Raw genomic sequence first — 16,717 nt, 5'->3', positions numbered from 1 at the left:
AATGCCCCAAGTTCAGGGCGGACCTAACCGGCAGAGGTGAAATGTCGGTAAACTTTACAACGAAAAGCCGGAAAGCGCAGTTTCCCGCGCTCCCCGGCTCTCGAAATCTTGGTAAAGCGAGTGTTACTCGGTCACGGCATCCGCAGCGTCCTGCGCGGCATCGCCAACCTGGCCTGCCGCCTCGCCCACGTCGCTCGCCGCTTCGGCCACAGCGTTGTCCTTGGCGACTTCGGCGCCGCTCATCTGGCTGAAAATGAATACGGCCGCGATGGCGGCAATTACCAGGACGAACAGCAGCACCATCTTGCCGCCTCCGCCCGATTTGCCTTCGTCATGGACGACCGTGCGCGTGGTGTGCGTGGTGCCGTCTTCGCTGCGGGTCTCGGTAATGCGTTCTTCGGTCATAGGTCCCTCCTCAGGATATTGACGAAATCGTCCAACAACGGCGATGTTCCCGAAACGCTGGTTAGCGGGAATTAACCCTATTGCGCAGGCGGACGCCAAGAATTGTCCGCTATGGGCCGGGCATGGCCAAGGCGCGCACACAGGCAATCAATTTCAAGATGTACCGGCATTTTGCCGTCGTCACGCTTGTCGCGACATTCGTCCTCGTCATGTTTGCCGATGGTGCGAACAGCGAAGCCGAGGAAGGCGTGCAGCTTGCCAAGGCCGAGCCGGCCGAGCTCCAGCAAGAGCAGGCCAGGAGCGAGCCGGTCCCCCCGGCCGAGCCGGTTGCGTCTGGCGGCTGGGGCACCGAGGGGCCGGCCTCCACGCAGCCTACGGCCGTCTCTGCCGCTTCGGGGCGGCACTTGTTCCGCGGCGACCAGGCTGGCGGAATGGCGATCGTTCCGGAATTGCAAGGCAAGACCCGTGCGGAGCAGAACGCCATCAGCGAGCGGCTGGAGCGCGACAGCAAGAGGCGAAGCGGGAGCTGATTGGCGAGGCGCGCAGCTGCCAGCGCGCCGTTACATCCCGTAAGCGATGGCCAGCAGCGTGGACAGCGTGGCCACCATCAGCAGCACGAGCGGGACACCCGTCCTGACATAATCCCCGAAGCGGTAATTCCCCTCGGCCATGATCAGCATGTTCGTCTGGTAGGCAATCGGGGTCGCGTAACACAGATTACAGCCGAACAGGACGGCCAGGACCAGCGGTTCCGGAGGCAGGCCCAGCTCTACGGCGATCGCAAAGGCAATCGGCGTCCCGACAGTGGCTGCCGTCGCGTTGGACGCGAAATTCGTCAGCACCGTTACGAACAGCATGATGGCGGCCAACACACCTGCGGCTGGCAGGTATTGCAGCCCCAACGACAAGCCTTCGCCCAGCCACGCCGCAGCCCCGCTTTCCAGCACGATACGCCCGATGGCTATACTGGCGGCCACCAGCACGATGACCTTGCCGGACAAGGCGCGTCCGACGCGGTCGAACTTCACGCAGCCCGTCACGAACATGATGATGGCGCCCGCCAGCGCCGAAATCGCAATCGGCACCTTCAGCAGGTAAAACCCTTCGGAGCCGATGAAAGGCAGGCCGACCGATGCCAGCGCGACCGAACCGGCCATGATTGCGCCCGCCAGCAGAGCCTTGGACCGGCGCGGCATTTCCTGCCCGCCTTCCAACTGCAGCAGGCTGTCACCCGATGCGAAGTTTTCCAGCTCCTCGGCAATGCCCATCACCAGCAGCACGTCGCCTTCCGCGATACGGATGTCGTTGCGGAACACCGTCTCGTCATCGGCCAGCAGGCGCTTGGGTTTGTGCACACCCAGCACCGCGACGCCGTAGAGATCGGCGATACCCGATGTTGCCAGCGTACGCCCGATGATGCGGCTGTCGGCGGTCACGACCATTTCGACCGCCTGGATATCTTCGCCCCGGGCCTTCGATCGGTCGGAGATCTGGTCAATCACCCATGCCGGGGCCACCTGCCCTCGCAGTACGCGGATCGCGCCCTCCAGCCCTTCGTGCGTGCCGGAGACGAGATGGCGACTGCCCGCGTCCAATGCATCGGCCGGCTTGCCCTCGAAACGGAAATCATCCGGCAGCTTGCTCGCAACCTCGTCCAGCCTCAGGCCGTCCAGTTCGCTTTGCGGATTGACGCGCAAATAGCTGTAGAAGCGCCGCATTGCACCGGTCTGCTCTGGCGTATTGTCCGGCAGGAGGCGCGGCATCACCAGCCACATGTAAGGCAGTGCAACCAGAGCCGCGATCAGGACGATATGCGTGTAATGGAAGACCGACATCTGCGGCAGGCCCAGATCAACCGCGATGGCGACGACCAGCAGGTTGGTCGACGTGCCGATTGTAGTCGCCATGCCGCCGATCAGGACCGCTGCGTTCAGCGGGATCAGCGTCTTGGATGCCGGCATCGCGCCGCGCTGGGCCAGTGCCACGAAGATCGGCATCAAAAGAACCAGCACGGGCGTATCGTTCACGACCATGGAAAGTCCCATGGCCAGCACCAGCGAGAACAGCATGCCCGCCTGCAAATTCCACTTCCAGACCATTTCCAGTGCCCGCGCGGCGGGCTCCAGAGCGCCCGTCACCACAAGGCCGCGGCCCAGAATCATCAGTGCGCAGATGGTTATAAGCGCAGGGTGTCCGAAGCCGGCAAACGCCAGCACCAGGCCGTCGGTCGGCTGCGTGCCTTCCAGCGGGAAGAAATACAGGCCCACCCCGATGACCGCGATGGTCAGCAGCGAGACAATCTCGACCGAAAGCCGACCGCGAACGAAGCCGATGAACATGGCGACCGTAATCACCATGGCTGCAATCGCGTGATAGGAAGGGGCGTCAAGCGGCATGAAGCCCTCGTTTCCAGACGCAGGATTGGAAAACAAGAGTTAATGCCAAGGGGCAAGCGTCGGCACTGCCCGGCATCATTTCGTGGTACCCCCGGCCGGACTCGAACCGGCACTTCGTAAGAAACTCGATTTTGAGTCGAGCGCGTCTACCAATTCCGCCACGGAGGCAGGACCACGAAGGCGCGCCTAGCCGAGCGCGCCAGCCTCTTCAAGGGAGGCGTAACCGTCAGTTCTTGAGTGCCGTCGCGATCGCCTTGTGCAGACGCGAATGCAGCGGGTCGTTACCGGCGATGACCTGTTCGGCGCAGATTTCCGGGCTGCGGCCGCGGTAATCGGACACAAAACCGCCCGCTTCGCGCACCAGCAGGCAACCGGCTGCCGTATCCCAGGGGTTGAGGCCACTTTCCCAGAAACCGTCATACCGGCCTGCTGCAACCCATGCGAGGTCGAGTGCAGCGCTGCCGAAACGGCGCACGCCCGCGATCTGCGGGCCGAGTGCGGCGAATATCTTGGACCATTCGGCAAAATCGCCGTGGCCCTGGAACGGCATACCAGTGGCAATCAGCGCCTCGGACATGGTCCGGCGACCGGACACGCGCAGGCGGCCATCATGCAGCCATGCACCGCGTGTCTTCTCCGCCCAGAAGGTCTCGTCCGTGATCGGTTGGTAAATCAGGGCGGCGGTGACATCGCCCCAGCCGGAGCCGTCCAGCTTGGGTTCCTGCACCGCGATACTGATCGCGAAGTGCGGGATGCCGTGCAGGAAGTTGGACGTGCCATCCAGCGGATCGATGATGAAGCGCGGCTTGCCTTCCTCGCCCTCGATCGTGCCGCCTTCTTCCAGCTCGAAGCCGTAGCCGGGCCGCGCTGCGGTCAGCTCGTCCCACAGGGCACGCTCGGCCTGGCGATCGGCCTTGGACACGAAATCGCTCGGCCCCTTGCGGCTGACCTGCAAGTGCTCGATCTCGCCAAAGTCACGGCGCAGCTTGCCGCCCGCCTTGCGGGCAGCCTTTTCCATGACGCGAATGATGCCGGAAAGTGCAGGCATGGTCCGATCAGCCCGCCTTGCCGACGTAGGACTGCTCGTACACGTCAACGACGATACGCGTCCCACTTTCGATGTGCGGCGGCACCATGATGCGCACGCCATTGTCCAGCACGGCCGGCTTGTAGCTGGAGGACGCAGTCTGGCCCTTCACCACGGCATCGGCTTCGACGATTTCGGCTTCGATCTGGGCGGGGAGCTGGACGGAAATGGGCTTCTCTTCCCACAGTTCCAGCTGCACCTGCATCCCGTCCTGCAGGAAGGGGCGTGCATCGCCCAGCAGGTCGCTCGGCAGGTTGATCTGCTCGTAAGTATCGCCGTCCATGAAGACCAGCATCTCGCCATCTTCATAAAGGAACTGGTATTCGCGCGTGTCGAGGCGAACCTTCTCGACCGTATCGGCGCTGCGGAAGCGGACGTTGGTCTTTCGGCCGTCCTGCAGGTTCTTCATTTCCACCTGCATGTATGCACCGCCCTTGCCCGGCTGCGTGTGCTGGATCTTGGCGACTTTCCAGATGCCGCCTTCATATTCCAGGATGTTGCCGGGGCGGATATCGACGCCGCTGATCTTCATGGGTGTTCTCGCAAATTTTGGACTGGTCTGCCGCAGGTGGCAGGATTGTGCCGCGCACTAGCCGACACTCGCCCGCCCCGCAAGCAATGCCCGCAAGGCGTGCGCGCCGTTCATGACGCGGCAAAGATGCGGTGCTATGCGCGCCCCATCATGGAAAAGACCATTACCCTCATCGCCCTTGGCGCACTTGCCTGCACGGCAGCGCCCGGATCGGCGCAGGACCGCATCGATACCGTCATGCGCGGCCAGTATGCCTGCGAATTGCCGGGCAATGCGGCAGGCGCGGTTGCCGTCCCCCAGCCGGACATGGATTTCCGGATCAAGAGCGCGTCGCGCTATTCAGGCAACGGCGGCGAAGGCATCTACCTGTTTCGCGGCGGCACGCTGCAGTTCACCACAGGCCCCCGCAAGGGCGAGCGTTATCGCCAGGTGCGAGACGGCTTCATGCGCAAGCTGGACGCTGATGGTAAGGAAAGCCGCCTTCGCTGCATACGCATGGCGCGCTGAGCCCGGCGATAATTACCGCTCGCGGGTCAAAAGCGGATAGGGGTTGATCGCCGTCGAAGGCTCCCACCATTGGGCATCCTTGGTGGTCCGCATGATGGCGAAGTGAAGGTGCGGGGCCTCCGGGTCCGCATTGCCGCTGGACCCCACCGTACCCAGCCGCTGACCGCGCCGGATCGTCTGGCCTTCCTTCAGGCCCGGCGCATAATCGTCCAGATGGGCGTAGTAATAGATCGTCAGCCTATCGGGTGAGCGAACATACACCGTCTTCCCGCCGGCATCCGACAGGAATATCCGCTCCACCTCTCCCGGCGCAGCCGCGATAACGCTGGTCCCGGTCGGGGCCATGATGTCGATCGCCTCATGCAACCGACTGCCGCCCGCGCGGTCATCCGAATAGCTGTCGGTCAGTTCGTCCGCGCTCACGTCGAGCACGGGAATGGTCAGCTGGTATGTCTCTTCCCGGGACGGGCGGATGGTTGCTTCGCCATGCTGTGAGGCCGCGCTGGTTTCGGCAGGGCTTTGCCCGGGCGCCGGCATCGCGCTAGCTGGCGCCTCGGCCTCGATCTCCGACCCGCCCAGGGATCGCCCGGTCAGGAAATAGCTGCCGAACAGGATCCACCCGGCAGACACCACCGTCGCTGTCACCAGCGCAGTGGTTATCCGGTCAAGGGTGCGGTTCATTGCCATCAGGCTTCGAATATCACCTTAGTGCTGGTGTTGACCATCCCTGCAAGCCGCGCCGCATCCCAATTCGTCAGGCGGACGCAGCCGCTCGACTGCGCGCGGCCGATGGTTTCCGGGTCCGGCGTGCCATGGATTCCGTAGTGCTCCTTGCTCAGGTCGATCCAGATCACGCCTACAGGACCATTCGGGCCGGGCGGGAGGGTGTAGGTCTTGCCCTCGCCCTGCCCCAGCACTTCGGGATCGTAGCTGTATGGTGGGTTGTAAGCCTCTCCCACGATATCCCACTCGCCAAGCGGCAGGGGAAATTCGCTGGAGCCCGAGCTGACGGTAAACATCGCCACCAGCTTGTCCCCGCTATAGGCCTTCAGCGTGTCTTCCGACTTGCTGACGACGATGCGGTCGACCTCCGGCTGCTCAGTCCCGACACCCAGCGCGGCGAGCGTCTGCTGCCAACCCTTGTCAGTGACGGCGTTCGGATCGATCCGGTCGGCCCCGACATTGGGCACGCGAATCTGCTGCCCGGGCTGGAAGTATCCATCACCCGAACCCTTTGACGCGGATGCGGATGGCGAAGGTGACGCTTCGGTCCCGCTTTCGGGCGATCCGGCATCCGAGGCCATGCCGGCGGGCTTGCCACCGGGGTTCAGCTGGCGAAGCACTTCCACGGTCGTGTGAAAACGCTCGGCAAGCTTTTCGTCGAGGCTCTTGTAGCCCAGATTGTCCATCTTGGCCTTGGCCGCCGTGTCCTCCGGGATGTCGGCAAAGTCGATCTCGCCCCACTCCGCCGGAATGGTAACCACCCGCGTGGCGGAGATGTTGTCCCATTTGGACAGCTTCTCCTTGGTAGCCGCGTCATGTTTGCCGGTGACCTCGAGGCCGTTCGCCTCCTGGAAGCCGGACAGGGCGTTCTCGGTGCTCATGCCCATCTTGCCGTCGATCACGCCGGGGCCGAAACCTTCGCGGTCCAGCACGACCTGCAGCTGCATCATCGGCCGCTCTTCACTATCGGGCATGTCGTCCTGCACCTGCTCGCCCGGAGCGGGATCGCGGCTCGCCATGCTGTCGGCGGCATTGTCGCTGGAAGAAGCGTCAGAGGCATTCGCGTCCGATGCACTGGCCGAGGCGTCATCCTCCGCATTGTCCGCCCCGTTAAGGCCGCAGGCAGCGAGGGCGAAGAGGGCGGTAGTGGCGAGGATATGGCGCATGGAATTCTCCTTTGCCCCTTCCAACGCTGCGGATGGCGATGTGTGCCTGACCGATTACCCGCGCATGGTCTTGGCAAGGGCCCGGACAGCTTCGGCGGGGTCTTCCGCCGCCCAGACCGCGTTGCTCACGGCGAGGAAGTCCGCGCCTGCCTGCACCAGCGGCGCGCAGTTTTCCGGAGTGATGCCGCCAATGGCAACGCAGGGAATTTCGAACAGGCCGCTCCACCATTCCAGCAGGTCGGTCTCGGGGCGGTGCTCGCTCTGTTTCGTCTGGCTAGGGAAGAAACTGCCGAACGCGACGTAATCCGCGCCCGCTTCGCCTGCCTCCATCGCCAGGTGGCGGCTGGCGTGGCACGTGACACCGACCTGCGCATCGCTGCCCAACGCATCGCGCGCTTCGGCCACAGTTCCGTCACCTTGCCCCAGATGCACGCCATCGGCTTTCAGGCGCTTGGCCAGCGGGATCGAGTCGTTGACGATGAAGCCGACTTCACGTTCCGCGCAGATGGCCTGCAGGGGCGCTGCCAGGCGCGCAGCCTCGTGCTGGTCCATGTCCTTTACGCGGAACTGGAATGCGGTGACGGGCCCCGCCTCGATTGCGGCAATGAGCCGGTCGGCGAAACCGTTGTTCATGACGGGCGGGGAAATCAGGTAAAGCTGGCATTCGGTCATGCTGCGGCCCCTAACCCAGCAAAGTGCCAGCGCCAAGGTGGACAGTCACGCATTGCGGGCGCAGGGTCGGCGCCATGATCCGCACCACGCTCCTCACCCTCGCCGCTGCCGCCACGCTGACCGGCTGCGTCCGCTACAATATCGATGACCGTGTGGCCCATGCCCGGCTGGGCGAGGTGGCGGTGCTGGATGGCCTGTCCATCGCCCCCATCGAAGTGATCGAGGACAGCCGCTGCCCAGAAGGCGTGGAATGCGTCTGGGCCGGCCGTCTCGTGGTCTCAGCCCAGCTCACCGACAGCACCGGCGGGGAGCTGCGCGAGATCGCCCTTGGCGAAACGTTCGAGGCGCGCGGGCGCAGCATCGAATTCTTCTCCGCCCGCCCGAAGGCGGAGGAAGGCCTGAAGCCACTTACCGAGGATTACCGCTTCGGCTTTCGCCGCGCAGGCGACTGAACCGCCCAATCAGCGATCCGGAGCAATGCTGGCGCAATAGATCGTGTCGATTGCCGTTTCCAGCGCGCGGTCGAAAGTCTGCTCGTCCATCTGGGCGCGCAGTTCTTCCAGCAAGGCACGGCTGAAACTGGCAACCATTCCGCTGTTCTTGGCAAGCTCCGCACAGGCTTCCTCGCGCGAGTAACCGCCGGAAAGCGCCACGACGCGTAGCACCTTGGGATGATCGACCAGCGCCTTGTAAGTGTCAGGCTGCACCGGCAGCGTCAGCTTCCACATCACCTGCTGGCCGTCCGGCACACGCTCCATCTGGTCCAGCGCATGCTTCAGCAGCAGCGCCTCCGCCTCACCGCGGGTCTCGCTCTTCAGGCTGACTTCCGGCTCCAGCATCGGGACCAGGCCGTTGCCCAGGATCTGCAGGCCGAAATCCATCTGCTGCGCGACATTGGCGGCGATGCCTTCGTCATTGGCCTCATGGACAACGCTGCGCATCTTCGTGCCGAATACGCCCAGCTCTTTCGCGCGGGCGCAGTTTGCGTCCAGTTCCGGCATCGGCTTCATCAGCTGCACACCGTTTTCGGTGTCATGCATGCCTTTGTCGACCTTCAGGAAGGGGACGATGCCCTTGCCGGACAGGCGTTCCGGGATGGAAATGCCATCGGGGTTGCAGCCTTCCATGGTCTTTTCGAACAGGATCGCACCGATAACCTTCTCACCGGTGAAGGCGGAGCTTTCCACGATGCGGCAGCGCATTTCGTGGATCTTGGCGAACATCTCCTCGTCGCCCGAATATTCGTCTTCGGAGACACCGTAACCCGCCAGCGCCTTGGGCGTGGAGCCGCCCGACTGGTCCAGCGCAGCGATAAAGCCGTCGCCATCGGCAATAGTCTGGCGCATCTCTTCGAAGGTCATCTGTAGCTCCACTTTTCCTGCATTCGTATGCGCGCGCCGGATAGCCGCCCTGCCCCCCTGCCGCAACCCGGACCGGTAACCTTTTCCAGCCCGGCGCGTAGTGTTGGCAAGGCAGCAACGGGAAGTGACCAGATGCTCGATGAGACGCAACAGAAACTGTGCGATGAAAACACCACCGATTTCAGCGATCTTCGCGCGCTGACCATCAACTGCACTTTGAAGAAATCCCCGGACGGTTCGCACACGGACAAACTGCTCGGCGTGTGCGAGACGATCCTGGTCAGGAACGGCGTCTCGCTGGAACAGGTCCGGCTGGTGGACCATGACATCGCCCCCGGCGTCTATCCCGACATGACCGAGCACGGCCATGACGCGGACGACTGGCCGCAGGTGTGGGAAAAGGTGGAAGCCGCCGACATACTGATCGTTGGCACGCCCATCTGGCTGGGCGAGAAATCATCCGTCTGCCAGCGCCTGATCGAGCGGCTCTATGCCCATTCCGGCCAGCGCAATGAGCGGGGCCAGTATATCTTCTACGGCAAGGTGGGCGGCTGCATCGTCACTGGTAACGAGGACGGCATCAAGCATGTCGGCATGGGCGTGCTCTATTCCCTGCAGCATGTCGGCTACACCATCCCGCCGCAGGCCGATGCGGGCTGGATCGGAGAGGCTGGCCCAGGCCCCAGCTATGGCGACGCGAAGGAAGACGGCAGCGGCTATGTCGGCTTCGACAACGATTTCACGCGCCGCAACACCACTTTCATGACCTGGAACCTGATGCACATGGCCCGCATGCTGAAGGATGCAGGCGGCATTCCCTGCCACGGCAATTCGGTCGACTTGTGGAACGAAGGCCGGCGCTTCGACGCGCCCAATCCGGAGTATCGTTAGGCGGTTAGCGCTGCCACGCCCGGCAGTTCTTTTCCTTCCATCCATTCGAGGAAGGCACCACCTGCGGTTGAGACGAAGGTGAAATCCTCCTTCACACCGGCGTGGGCCAGAGCGGCGACGGTATCGCCGCCACCGGCCACGGAAACCAGCGAGCCATCTTGCGTCAACGCGGCGGCTGTGCGCGCGAGAGCTACGGTGGCCTCATCAAAAGGCGCGGTTTCGAAGGCGCCGAGCGGGCCGTTCCACACCAGCGTGCGGCAGGTCTTCAGTACATCGCCCAAAGCCTCGACGGCCTGCGGGCCGATGTCGAGGATCATCTCGTCCTCGGCGACTTCGTGCACGTTGCAGGTGCGCAAGGATGCCGGGTTTGCGGCAAATTCCTTCGCAACCACCACATCGTAAGGCAGGTGGACGGTGCAGCCGGCATGGTCGGCCTCGTCCATGATTGTGTTGGCGGTATCGGTGAGGTCGTGCTCGCACAGGCTCTTGCCCACATCCACGCCGCGCGCGGCGAGGAAGGTGTTGGCCATGCCGCCGCCGATGATCAGGTGCTGCACCTTGCCGACGAGGTTGTGCAGCACGTCAAGCTTGGTCGAGACTTTCGCCCCGCCTACGACTGCCGCAACCGGCTGCTCGGGCGTGCCGAGCGCCGCATCGAGCGCCTTCAGCTCCGCTTCCATCGCGCGGCCGGCATAGGCGGGCAGCAACCGCGCCAGCCCCTCGGTTGTGGCATGCGCCCGGTGCGCGGCGGAGAAAGCGTCATTGACGTAGAAATCGCCGTGCGCCGCGATGCCCCTTGCGAAATCGGCGTCATTCGCCTCCTCGCCCTGCCAGAAACGGACGTTGTCCAGCAGGCCGATATCCCCATCGGACAGGATGCCGATCGATTGCTCGACCACCGGCCCGGCCACTTCGGAGATAAACATGATCTCCTTACCCAGTACGTCTTCCAGATCGTCCTGCACCATGCTGGTGGAGAGCGTGGAGTGGCGCTGGCCCTTCGGCCGCCCGAAATGGGCGAGCAACAGGACCTTTGCGCCCTTGCGCGTCAATTCCAGGATGGTCGGCTTCGCAGCCTCTACCCGCGTGACGTCCGTCGCCCGGCCGCCATTCATCGGCAGGTTCAGGTCGACGCGGACGAGTGCGACCTTGCCGGCAATATCGCCAAGGTCGTCGAGGGTCTTGAAGCCTGCCATCGGGTACTCCGGTGCGCGAAAGGCGCGGTTAGAGGAACTTCGCCATCACGCCGGCGGTGTCGATCATGCGGTTGGAGAAGCCCCATTCGTTGTCATACCAGCTGACCACGCGGGCGAGCTTGCCTTCCAACACCGCGGTTTCGAGGCTGTCCACCGTGGAGCTGGCCGGGTGGTGGTTGAAGTCGCTGCTGACCAGCGGCTTGTCCGTGTAATCCAGCACGCCCTTCATGGCGCCTTCCGCAGCGGCCTTCAGCGCGGCATTCATCTCTTCGGCGCTCGTGTCGCGGCCCGGCGTGAAAACCAGGTCGATCAGCGAGACATTCGGCGTCGGCACGCGGACGGAGGAGCCGTCCAGCTTGCCCGCCAGTTCCGGCAGCACCAGGCCCACGGCGCGGGCTGCGCCGGTGGTGGTGGGGATCATGTTCTGCGCCCCGCCGCGCGCACGGCGCATGTCGCTGTGCATCTGGTCCAGCATGCGCTGGTCATTGGTGTAGCTGTGGATCGTGGTCATGAAGCCGCGCTCGATACCCACCAGCTCATGCAGCACCTTGGCGACCGGGCTGAGGCAGTTGGTGGTGCAGCTGGCGTTGGAAACGATAACATCGTCGGCCGTCAGCGTATCGTGGTTCACACCGTAAACGACAGTGGCGGTCACTTCCTTCGCGGGGGCGGAGATCAGGACGCGCTTGGCCCCTGCGTCGAGGTGCGGCTTGGCTGCGCTGTGGCTCTGGAAGAAGCCCGTGCATTCCAGCACGATGTCGATCCCCATCTCCTTGTGCGGCAAATTGCCGGGGTCACGCTCGCTGGTCACGGCGATGGTCTTGCCGTTCACGACAAGGTTCGATCCATCCACTTCCACCGTGCCGGGGAAGCGGCCGTGCGTGCTGTCAAAGCCGAACAGCAGGGCATTGGCGTTCGTATCGGCCAGGTCATTGATCGCCACCAGTTCCAGGTCGTGATCGTCACGCTCCAGGATGGCCCGCGCCACGAGGCGTCCGATGCGCCCGAAACCGTTGATTGAAACCTTCGTCGCCATGTGAAGTGCTCCTGCTTATCCGTTCAGTTTGTTCATGATTTTCGGCACGATCGCGTCTGCGGTGAAGCCGAAGTGCTTGAAGAGTTCATCGCCCGGCGCGCTGGCGCCGAAGCGGTCGAGACCGATGTTGAGGCCGTTGGCCATGGTGTAGCGTTCCCAGCCCAGCGTGACGCCCGCCTCGATGCTGACGCGCAGTATCTGCTCCGGCGGCACATTGGGCAGCAGGTCGGCCTTGTAAGCCTCGTCCTGCTGCTCGAACAATTCCATGCAAGGCATTGAAATCACGTCCGCACCGATGCCGTCCGCTTCCAGCTTGTCCGCGCATTCCAGCGCCAGATGGACCTCGGAGCCGGTGGCCATCAGGATGACCTTGCGCTCGGCGGAGGCGGCGCGAAGGCGATAGGCGCCCTTGCCGCTCGCCATGGCGTTGTCGCTGCGCACCTGCGGCAGGCCCTGGCGGGTCAGGCAGATCGCGCTCGGCGTCTCGGGCGTTTCCAGCGCCAGCTTCCAACACTCCGCCGTCTCGACGAGGTCGGCGGGGCGATAGACGTTGAGATTGGGGATCAAGCGCAGGCTCATCACCTGCTCCGCCGGCTGGTGAGTCGGCCCGTCCTCGCCCAGCCCGATGCTGTCATGCGTCAGCACGAAGATGCTGCGCACCTTCTGCAGCGCGGCCAGGCGGATCGCATTACGGCAGTAATCGCTGAAGATCAGGAAGGTGCCGCCATAGGGGATCACGCCGCCATGCAGCGCCATGCCATTCATGGCCGCCGCCATGCCGAATTCGCGGATGCCGTAATAGACGTAGCGCCCGTCGTAATTCTGCGCGGTGAAGGCGGAGGTGGACGCCGTCTTGGTGTTGTTCGATCCGGTCAGGTCGGCGCTTCCGCCCACCATCGCCGGGATCATGGCCGTGAGCTTCTCCAGCACCATTTCGGATGCCTTGCGCGTCGCCACCTTCTGCTCGCCGCTGAGCCATTCGGCCAGAGCGCCATCGAAATCGTCCATCGCAGGCAGCTTGCCCGCCATCCGGTCCGCGAATTCTCCGGTGGTGTCGTGCTGCGCGGCGCGGTCCTTCCATTCAGAGTGCGCAGACTGGCCCCGCGTCCCGGCTTCGCGCCAGTCGGAGAGGACCTGTTCGGGCACTTCGAACGGGGCGTGCTCCCAGCCCAGCGTCTCGCGTGCCGCGCTGACTTCCGCATCGCCGAGCGGCGAGCCGTGCACGCCGCTGGTGCCCTGCTTGTTGGGCGCGCCCTTGCCGATCACAGTCTTGCAGGCGACCAGGCTAGGGCGCGGATCGGCGGCGGCTTCGTCCAGCGCCTTGCGGATCGCGCCGAAGTCATGCCCGTCGCATTCGGTGACGTGCCAGCCAGCCGAGAGGTAGCGCGCCTTCACATCCTCGCTGCTCGACAGGTCCACACCGCCATCGATGGTGATGTTGTTGTCGTCCCACAGCACATTCAATCGGCCGAGCTTCAGGTGTCCGGCCAGGCCGATGGCCTCGTGATTGATGCCTTCCATCAGGCAGCCATCGCCCGCGACCACCCAGGTCCGATGATCGACGAGCGGGTCGCCGTAAACGGCATTCAGATGCCGCTCCGCCATGGCCATGCCCACGGCCATCGCCAGGCCCTGGCCCAGCGGGCCGGTGGTGGCTTCCACGCCGTCCAGCAGGAAGTTTTCCGGATGACCGGCGCACGGGCTGCCCAGCTGGCGGAAATCGCGGATTTCCTGCAAGGTCGGGCGGGCATAGCCGGTCAGGTGCAGCAGGCTGTAGATGAGCATGGAGCCATGCCCGGCGGACAGCACGAAGCGGTCGCGGTCGGCCCAATCGGGCGCCGCAGGGTCATGCTTGAGGTATTCCGTCCACAGCACGGTCGCCACATCGGCCATGCCCATCGGCATGCCGGGATGCCCCGAATTCGCCGCCTGAACCGCATCCATGGAAAGTGCGCGGACGGCGTTCGCCATCTGCTGCAGGCGGTCGGCTTCGAGGCTCATTGGCAAGGCTCCTGTCGGCGGCATGTTCGCCCGCGCTAATTCAGGCGATTCGACGCGCCGCCTGCATCGCGGAGGCTCCCTGCCCCGTCAAGGCGAGGGAGGGGGCAGACCACCCATTACCGCACGACGATCGCGGACTTTTTCACAGCCATGGAGCGCAAGCCTTTGCAAGCGCGAGCAAAGCGCATATTCTGCGCCGCATGGAAACAGAGCGCGTTTCACGGGCCATCACCCGGATCCAGGAGGCTGCGGCGCGTATCGAACGCGGCGCTGCGGAGATGGCTTCGCGGCAGCCTGCGTCGGACGGCGCCTCAGCGCGTGAAGAGGCCCTGCGTGAGAACACACAGGCCGCGCTTGCCGAACTCGACCGGCTGATTGCGGACATTTCGCAGTGAGCAACGTCACCGTCACACTCGCGGGCCGCAAATACACCATCAATTGCGGTGAGGGCGAAGAACCGCATATCGCGATGCTGGCCGAAAAGATCGACCGGCGCCTGTCCACCATAGACAACCTCGCCGGGCAATCGGCTGAGCGCACGCTGCTGTATGGCGCGCTGCTGCTGGCGGACGAGAATTACGACCTGGAACGCGGCGGCGCCGTAAAGGGCAGCGCGCTGGCCGATATCGCCGTGCCGCTGGAAAATCTCGCCGATCGGCTCGAAAGCCTCGCCGCCGCGCTTGAGGATGGTGCCAGCACCACCTAGATAGGCTGCGGCGGGACTGCCCGGCACGAGCCGATCGAACATCCCTGAGGCTATAAGCATTCCTAGGGAGCTGTCCCTGCCCTGGTTAACGGGTTCGTCCTGGGGGCCAGGGTATACGGCGCCCACCTGACGTTTAGGCGTCAGAGGATTTCCCCGGTAACGACCCATGGTGGTTCCGCCACACCACCTGCCGGGACTGGCATACGCGGCCAGCGGCCCTATGTTGCGCGGCATGGACATCCATTCCCAGAAGCGAGACCTGCGCGCAGCGATGCGCCGCGATAGGCGCGAACATGCTGCCGCCCTGCCCGCGCAGGTCAGCGCGCTGGTTTTCAGCCGCCCGCCCGCGCCCCTGATGGAGCTGGTCCGCGAAGACGCGGTGATCGGCCTTTACCATGCCGTCCCGGGCGAAGCGCCGGCGCAGAGCTATGCCCGGTACTTTCAGGACAACGGCCACAAGATCGCCCTGCCGCGTATCGAAGACGGCGACGGCGCGATGACATTCCGCATCCACACAGACCCGTGGGAGCTGAGCGACCTTGTCGAAGGCCCGCACGGCACGCGCGAACCGGCCGCGGACGCCGAGATATGCACGCCGGACGTCGTCTTCGTGCCGCTGGTGGCCTTTACGGACAATGGCTGGCGGCTGGGCCAGGGCGGCGGCTATTACGACCGCTTCCTGTCCGCCCATCCGGTCGCTGCGATCGGTATGGCCTGGGACATGCAGTATGTGAACAGCCTCCCGCGCGAGCCGCATGACGAACCCCTGACGGCCATCGTCACCCCCACCCGCATCTACGGACCTTACGCATGAGAACCGAGCCCACCTGGCGCATCCCCTTCGGCATCGTGCTGCTGTCCATCGCCCTGCTGGCCTATGGGCTCGTAATCGCCCGCTACATGCCCGGCATCATCGGCGGCTGGCACGCGCTGCTGCAGACGATCGTCTACACCTTCTTCGGGGTGGTATGGCTGCTGCCGCTGCGCCGCTTCCTGATCTGGATGGAAACCGGCCGCTGGAGCCCGCCGGAGTGAAATCCTGGGCTGCCCTGCTTTGTGCCGGCCTTGCCGCCTGCGCCAGCGTGCCGCCCTCTTCGCTCTACGATGCGCGACCGCCGGAGATTTCCGAATATTTGGCGCAGCCGGCCATGCTGGTCTTTTCCAAGACACGCGGCTGGCGGCACAATGAAGGAATTGCCGGGGCCAGCCTGTTCCTTGCCGACTACACCACCGACGCAGGCCTGGGATTTTTCACAACCGAGAATGCGGCGGTATTCGGGCCTGGCCATCTGGCGCGCTTCGATATCATGATATTCAATAATGTCAGCGGTGATTCCCTGTCGCCCGCACAGGAAGCGGCATTGCAGCAATGGATCCTGGCAGGCGGCGCACTCGTCGCGCTGCATGGATCGGGCGACAACTCGCACACGGACTGGCCTTGGTACGACAAAAAGGTGATTGGCCCAGAATTCATCGGCCATCCAGCAGATCCGCAATTCCAGCAGGCGCGCGTTGTGAACCTGGCGCCCAAGCATCCGGTAATGCATGGCATACCGGCTGACTGGCTATTGACGGACGAGTGGTACAGTTTCGATGGAACGGCCGCGCTGGAAGGGGCAACGCCCCTGCTTGGCCTCGACGAAAACACATACAGCCCAGAAAACCTGCTTTACGGCCCACAGCAAGACCTGCGTATGGGGAACGATCCCGCCCAGCATCCCATCGCGTGGGCGCGGTGTATGGGCAACGGGCGCGTCGTCTATTCCGCCATCGGGCACGACCAGAGCAATTACCGGGACCCGATTTACAGGCGGTTCCTGGCCAACGCCATTGCCTGGACACGCGCCGCAGGCAGCGGCGCAGCGGCCGGCTGCTGATTGTCATTCAGGGCAGTAAAAATCCCAAGGTGGCGCGAGTGACGGGACTCGAACCCGCGACCCTCGGCGTGACAGGCCGATACTCTAACCAACTGAGCTACACCCGCGCATTTGCGCTGTAGCGCCCCTTGGGAGCCGCGCCACTATGCCAGCGGTGCGGC

General features: G+C 64.1%; 20 protein-coding genes, 2 tRNA genes and 1 other RNA gene. 10 read left to right on the top strand and 13 right to left on the bottom strand.

All coding sequences use genetic code 11. The features are described 5' to 3' along the window. Window positions 1-123 precede the first annotated feature (123 nt). Complete coding sequence (locus tag A6F65_RS07685; RefSeq protein WP_067787440.1) at window positions 124-405, bottom strand: hypothetical protein; 282 nt, start codon at window positions 403-405, stop codon at window positions 124-126. 122 nt (window positions 406-527) lie between these two features. Here A6F65_RS07685 and A6F65_RS07680 point away from each other — a divergent pair, with 122 nt between their 5' ends. Further along, the gene (locus tag A6F65_RS07680; RefSeq protein WP_067787439.1) at window positions 528-935 is read left to right on the top strand and encodes a hypothetical protein; all 408 of its coding nucleotides are present in this window, start codon (window positions 528-530) and stop codon (window positions 933-935) included. Between the two features lie 30 nt (window positions 936-965). On the opposite strand, the gene A6F65_RS07675 is transcribed toward A6F65_RS07680, so the two are convergent. The 4 genes from A6F65_RS07675 to efp all read right to left on the bottom strand — a co-directional run bounded on the left by A6F65_RS07675 (window position 966) and on the right by efp (window position 4,420). Next, a complete protein-coding gene (locus tag A6F65_RS07675; protein WP_067790302.1) occupies window positions 966-2,801 on the bottom strand; it encodes an SLC13 family permease in 1,836 nt (611 codons plus the stop codon). Between the two features lie 83 nt (window positions 2,802-2,884). Further along, window positions 2,885-2,969, bottom strand: a tRNA-Leu gene (locus tag A6F65_RS07670). A 58-nt stretch (window positions 2,970-3,027) separates the two neighbouring features. After that, complete coding sequence (locus A6F65_RS07665; protein WP_067787436.1) at window positions 3,028-3,849, bottom strand: inositol monophosphatase family protein; 822 nt, start codon at window positions 3,847-3,849, stop codon at window positions 3,028-3,030. A 7-nt stretch (window positions 3,850-3,856) separates the two neighbouring features. Next, window positions 3,857-4,420 carry an elongation factor P gene (gene efp / locus A6F65_RS07660; RefSeq protein WP_067787434.1) on the bottom strand — a complete coding sequence of 188 codons (564 nt, stop codon included), beginning with the start codon at window positions 4,418-4,420 and terminating at the stop codon, window positions 3,857-3,859. Between the two features lie 150 nt (window positions 4,421-4,570). Between efp and A6F65_RS07655 the strand changes: the two genes are divergently transcribed. Next, on the top strand, window positions 4,571-4,927 hold the full coding sequence (locus A6F65_RS07655; protein WP_157093091.1) for an elongation factor P: 357 nt from the start codon (window positions 4,571-4,573) through the stop codon (window positions 4,925-4,927). A 12-nt stretch (window positions 4,928-4,939) separates the two neighbouring features. Here A6F65_RS07655 and A6F65_RS07650 read toward each other — a convergent pair whose 3' ends face one another. From A6F65_RS07650 to thiE, 3 genes are read right to left on the bottom strand one after another with little or no spacing between them, the layout of a single operon-like run. Next, window positions 4,940-5,608, bottom strand: a complete 669-nt coding sequence (locus A6F65_RS07650) for a M23 family metallopeptidase (RefSeq protein ID WP_067790296.1) — start codon at window positions 5,606-5,608, stop codon at window positions 4,940-4,942. Window positions 5,609-5,613: 5 nt separating this feature from the next. Beyond that, the gene (locus A6F65_RS07645) at window positions 5,614-6,816 is read right to left on the bottom strand and encodes a L,D-transpeptidase family protein (RefSeq protein WP_067787432.1); all 1,203 of its coding nucleotides are present in this window, start codon (window positions 6,814-6,816) and stop codon (window positions 5,614-5,616) included. 54 nt (window positions 6,817-6,870) lie between these two features. Beyond that, entirely contained in the window at window positions 6,871-7,488 is a 618-nt protein-coding gene (thiE, locus tag A6F65_RS07640; protein ID WP_067787430.1) for a thiamine phosphate synthase, read from the bottom strand. A gap of 74 nt (window positions 7,489-7,562) precedes the next feature. Here thiE and A6F65_RS07635 point away from each other — a divergent pair, with 74 nt between their 5' ends. Next, a complete protein-coding gene (locus tag A6F65_RS07635; protein ID WP_067787428.1) occupies window positions 7,563-7,940 on the top strand; it encodes a hypothetical protein in 378 nt (125 codons plus the stop codon). A gap of 9 nt (window positions 7,941-7,949) precedes the next feature. On the opposite strand, the gene A6F65_RS07630 is transcribed toward A6F65_RS07635, so the two are convergent. Further along, entirely contained in the window at window positions 7,950-8,849 is a 900-nt protein-coding gene (locus A6F65_RS07630) for a fructose bisphosphate aldolase (protein WP_067787426.1), read from the bottom strand. A 132-nt stretch (window positions 8,850-8,981) separates the two neighbouring features. Here A6F65_RS07630 and A6F65_RS07625 point away from each other — a divergent pair, with 132 nt between their 5' ends. Continuing rightward, window positions 8,982-9,740, top strand: a complete 759-nt coding sequence (locus A6F65_RS07625) for a flavodoxin family protein (RefSeq protein WP_067787423.1) — start codon at window positions 8,982-8,984, stop codon at window positions 9,738-9,740. Here A6F65_RS07625 and A6F65_RS07620 read toward each other — a convergent pair. Genes A6F65_RS07620 through tkt form a run of 3 tightly spaced genes read right to left on the bottom strand, consistent with a single transcriptional unit; the run spans window position 9,737 to window position 13,973 of the window. Beyond that, window positions 9,737-10,936, bottom strand: a complete 1,200-nt coding sequence (locus A6F65_RS07620) for a phosphoglycerate kinase (RefSeq protein ID WP_067787421.1) — start codon at window positions 10,934-10,936, stop codon at window positions 9,737-9,739. The genes A6F65_RS07625 and A6F65_RS07620 overlap by 4 nt on opposite strands. A gap of 28 nt (window positions 10,937-10,964) precedes the next feature. Further along, entirely contained in the window at window positions 10,965-11,972 is a 1,008-nt protein-coding gene (gene gap, locus A6F65_RS07615) for a type I glyceraldehyde-3-phosphate dehydrogenase (RefSeq protein WP_067787419.1), read from the bottom strand. Between the two features lie 15 nt (window positions 11,973-11,987). Further along, the gene (gene tkt / locus A6F65_RS07610; protein WP_067787417.1) at window positions 11,988-13,973 is read right to left on the bottom strand and encodes a transketolase; all 1,986 of its coding nucleotides are present in this window, start codon (window positions 13,971-13,973) and stop codon (window positions 11,988-11,990) included. Window positions 13,974-14,173: 200 nt separating this feature from the next. Here tkt and A6F65_RS07605 point away from each other — a divergent pair, with 200 nt between their 5' ends. From A6F65_RS07605 to A6F65_RS07585, 6 genes are all read left to right on the top strand, one after another. After that, window positions 14,174-14,368, top strand: coding sequence for a hypothetical protein (locus tag A6F65_RS07605; protein ID WP_067787415.1), 195 nt, complete (start codon window positions 14,174-14,176; stop codon window positions 14,366-14,368). Then, complete coding sequence (locus tag A6F65_RS07600) at window positions 14,365-14,679, top strand: cell division protein ZapA (RefSeq protein ID WP_067787413.1); 315 nt, start codon at window positions 14,365-14,367, stop codon at window positions 14,677-14,679. Before A6F65_RS07605 ends, A6F65_RS07600 begins: the two co-directional genes overlap by 4 nt. A 10-nt stretch (window positions 14,680-14,689) precedes the next feature. Then, window positions 14,690-14,859, top strand: a non-coding RNA gene (ssrS, locus tag A6F65_RS13245) — 6S RNA. A 52-nt stretch (window positions 14,860-14,911) separates the two neighbouring features. Continuing rightward, window positions 14,912-15,493, top strand: a complete 582-nt coding sequence (locus A6F65_RS07595; RefSeq protein WP_067790293.1) for a 5-formyltetrahydrofolate cyclo-ligase — start codon at window positions 14,912-14,914, stop codon at window positions 15,491-15,493. Continuing rightward, window positions 15,490-15,714 (top strand): DUF2842 domain-containing protein, encoded by a 225-nt coding sequence (locus tag A6F65_RS07590; RefSeq protein ID WP_067787411.1) that lies wholly within the window; start codon window positions 15,490-15,492, stop codon window positions 15,712-15,714. Before A6F65_RS07595 ends, A6F65_RS07590 begins: the two co-directional genes overlap by 4 nt. Further along, window positions 15,711-16,556 carry a ThuA domain-containing protein gene (locus A6F65_RS07585; protein ID WP_067787409.1) on the top strand — a complete coding sequence of 282 codons (846 nt, stop codon included), beginning with the start codon at window positions 15,711-15,713 and terminating at the stop codon, window positions 16,554-16,556. Before A6F65_RS07590 ends, A6F65_RS07585 begins: the two co-directional genes overlap by 4 nt. A 30-nt stretch (window positions 16,557-16,586) precedes the next feature. On the opposite strand, the gene A6F65_RS07580 is transcribed toward A6F65_RS07585, so the two are convergent. After that, window positions 16,587-16,663 (bottom strand) — tRNA-Asp (locus tag A6F65_RS07580). Window positions 16,664-16,717: the final 54 nt, after the last annotated feature.

The organism is Paraurantiacibacter namhicola (assembly GCF_001687545.1).
Lineage (GTDB): Bacteria > Pseudomonadota > Alphaproteobacteria > Sphingomonadales > Sphingomonadaceae > Paraurantiacibacter > Paraurantiacibacter namhicola.
This window is presented reverse-complemented; position numbering and strand designations above follow the sequence as displayed.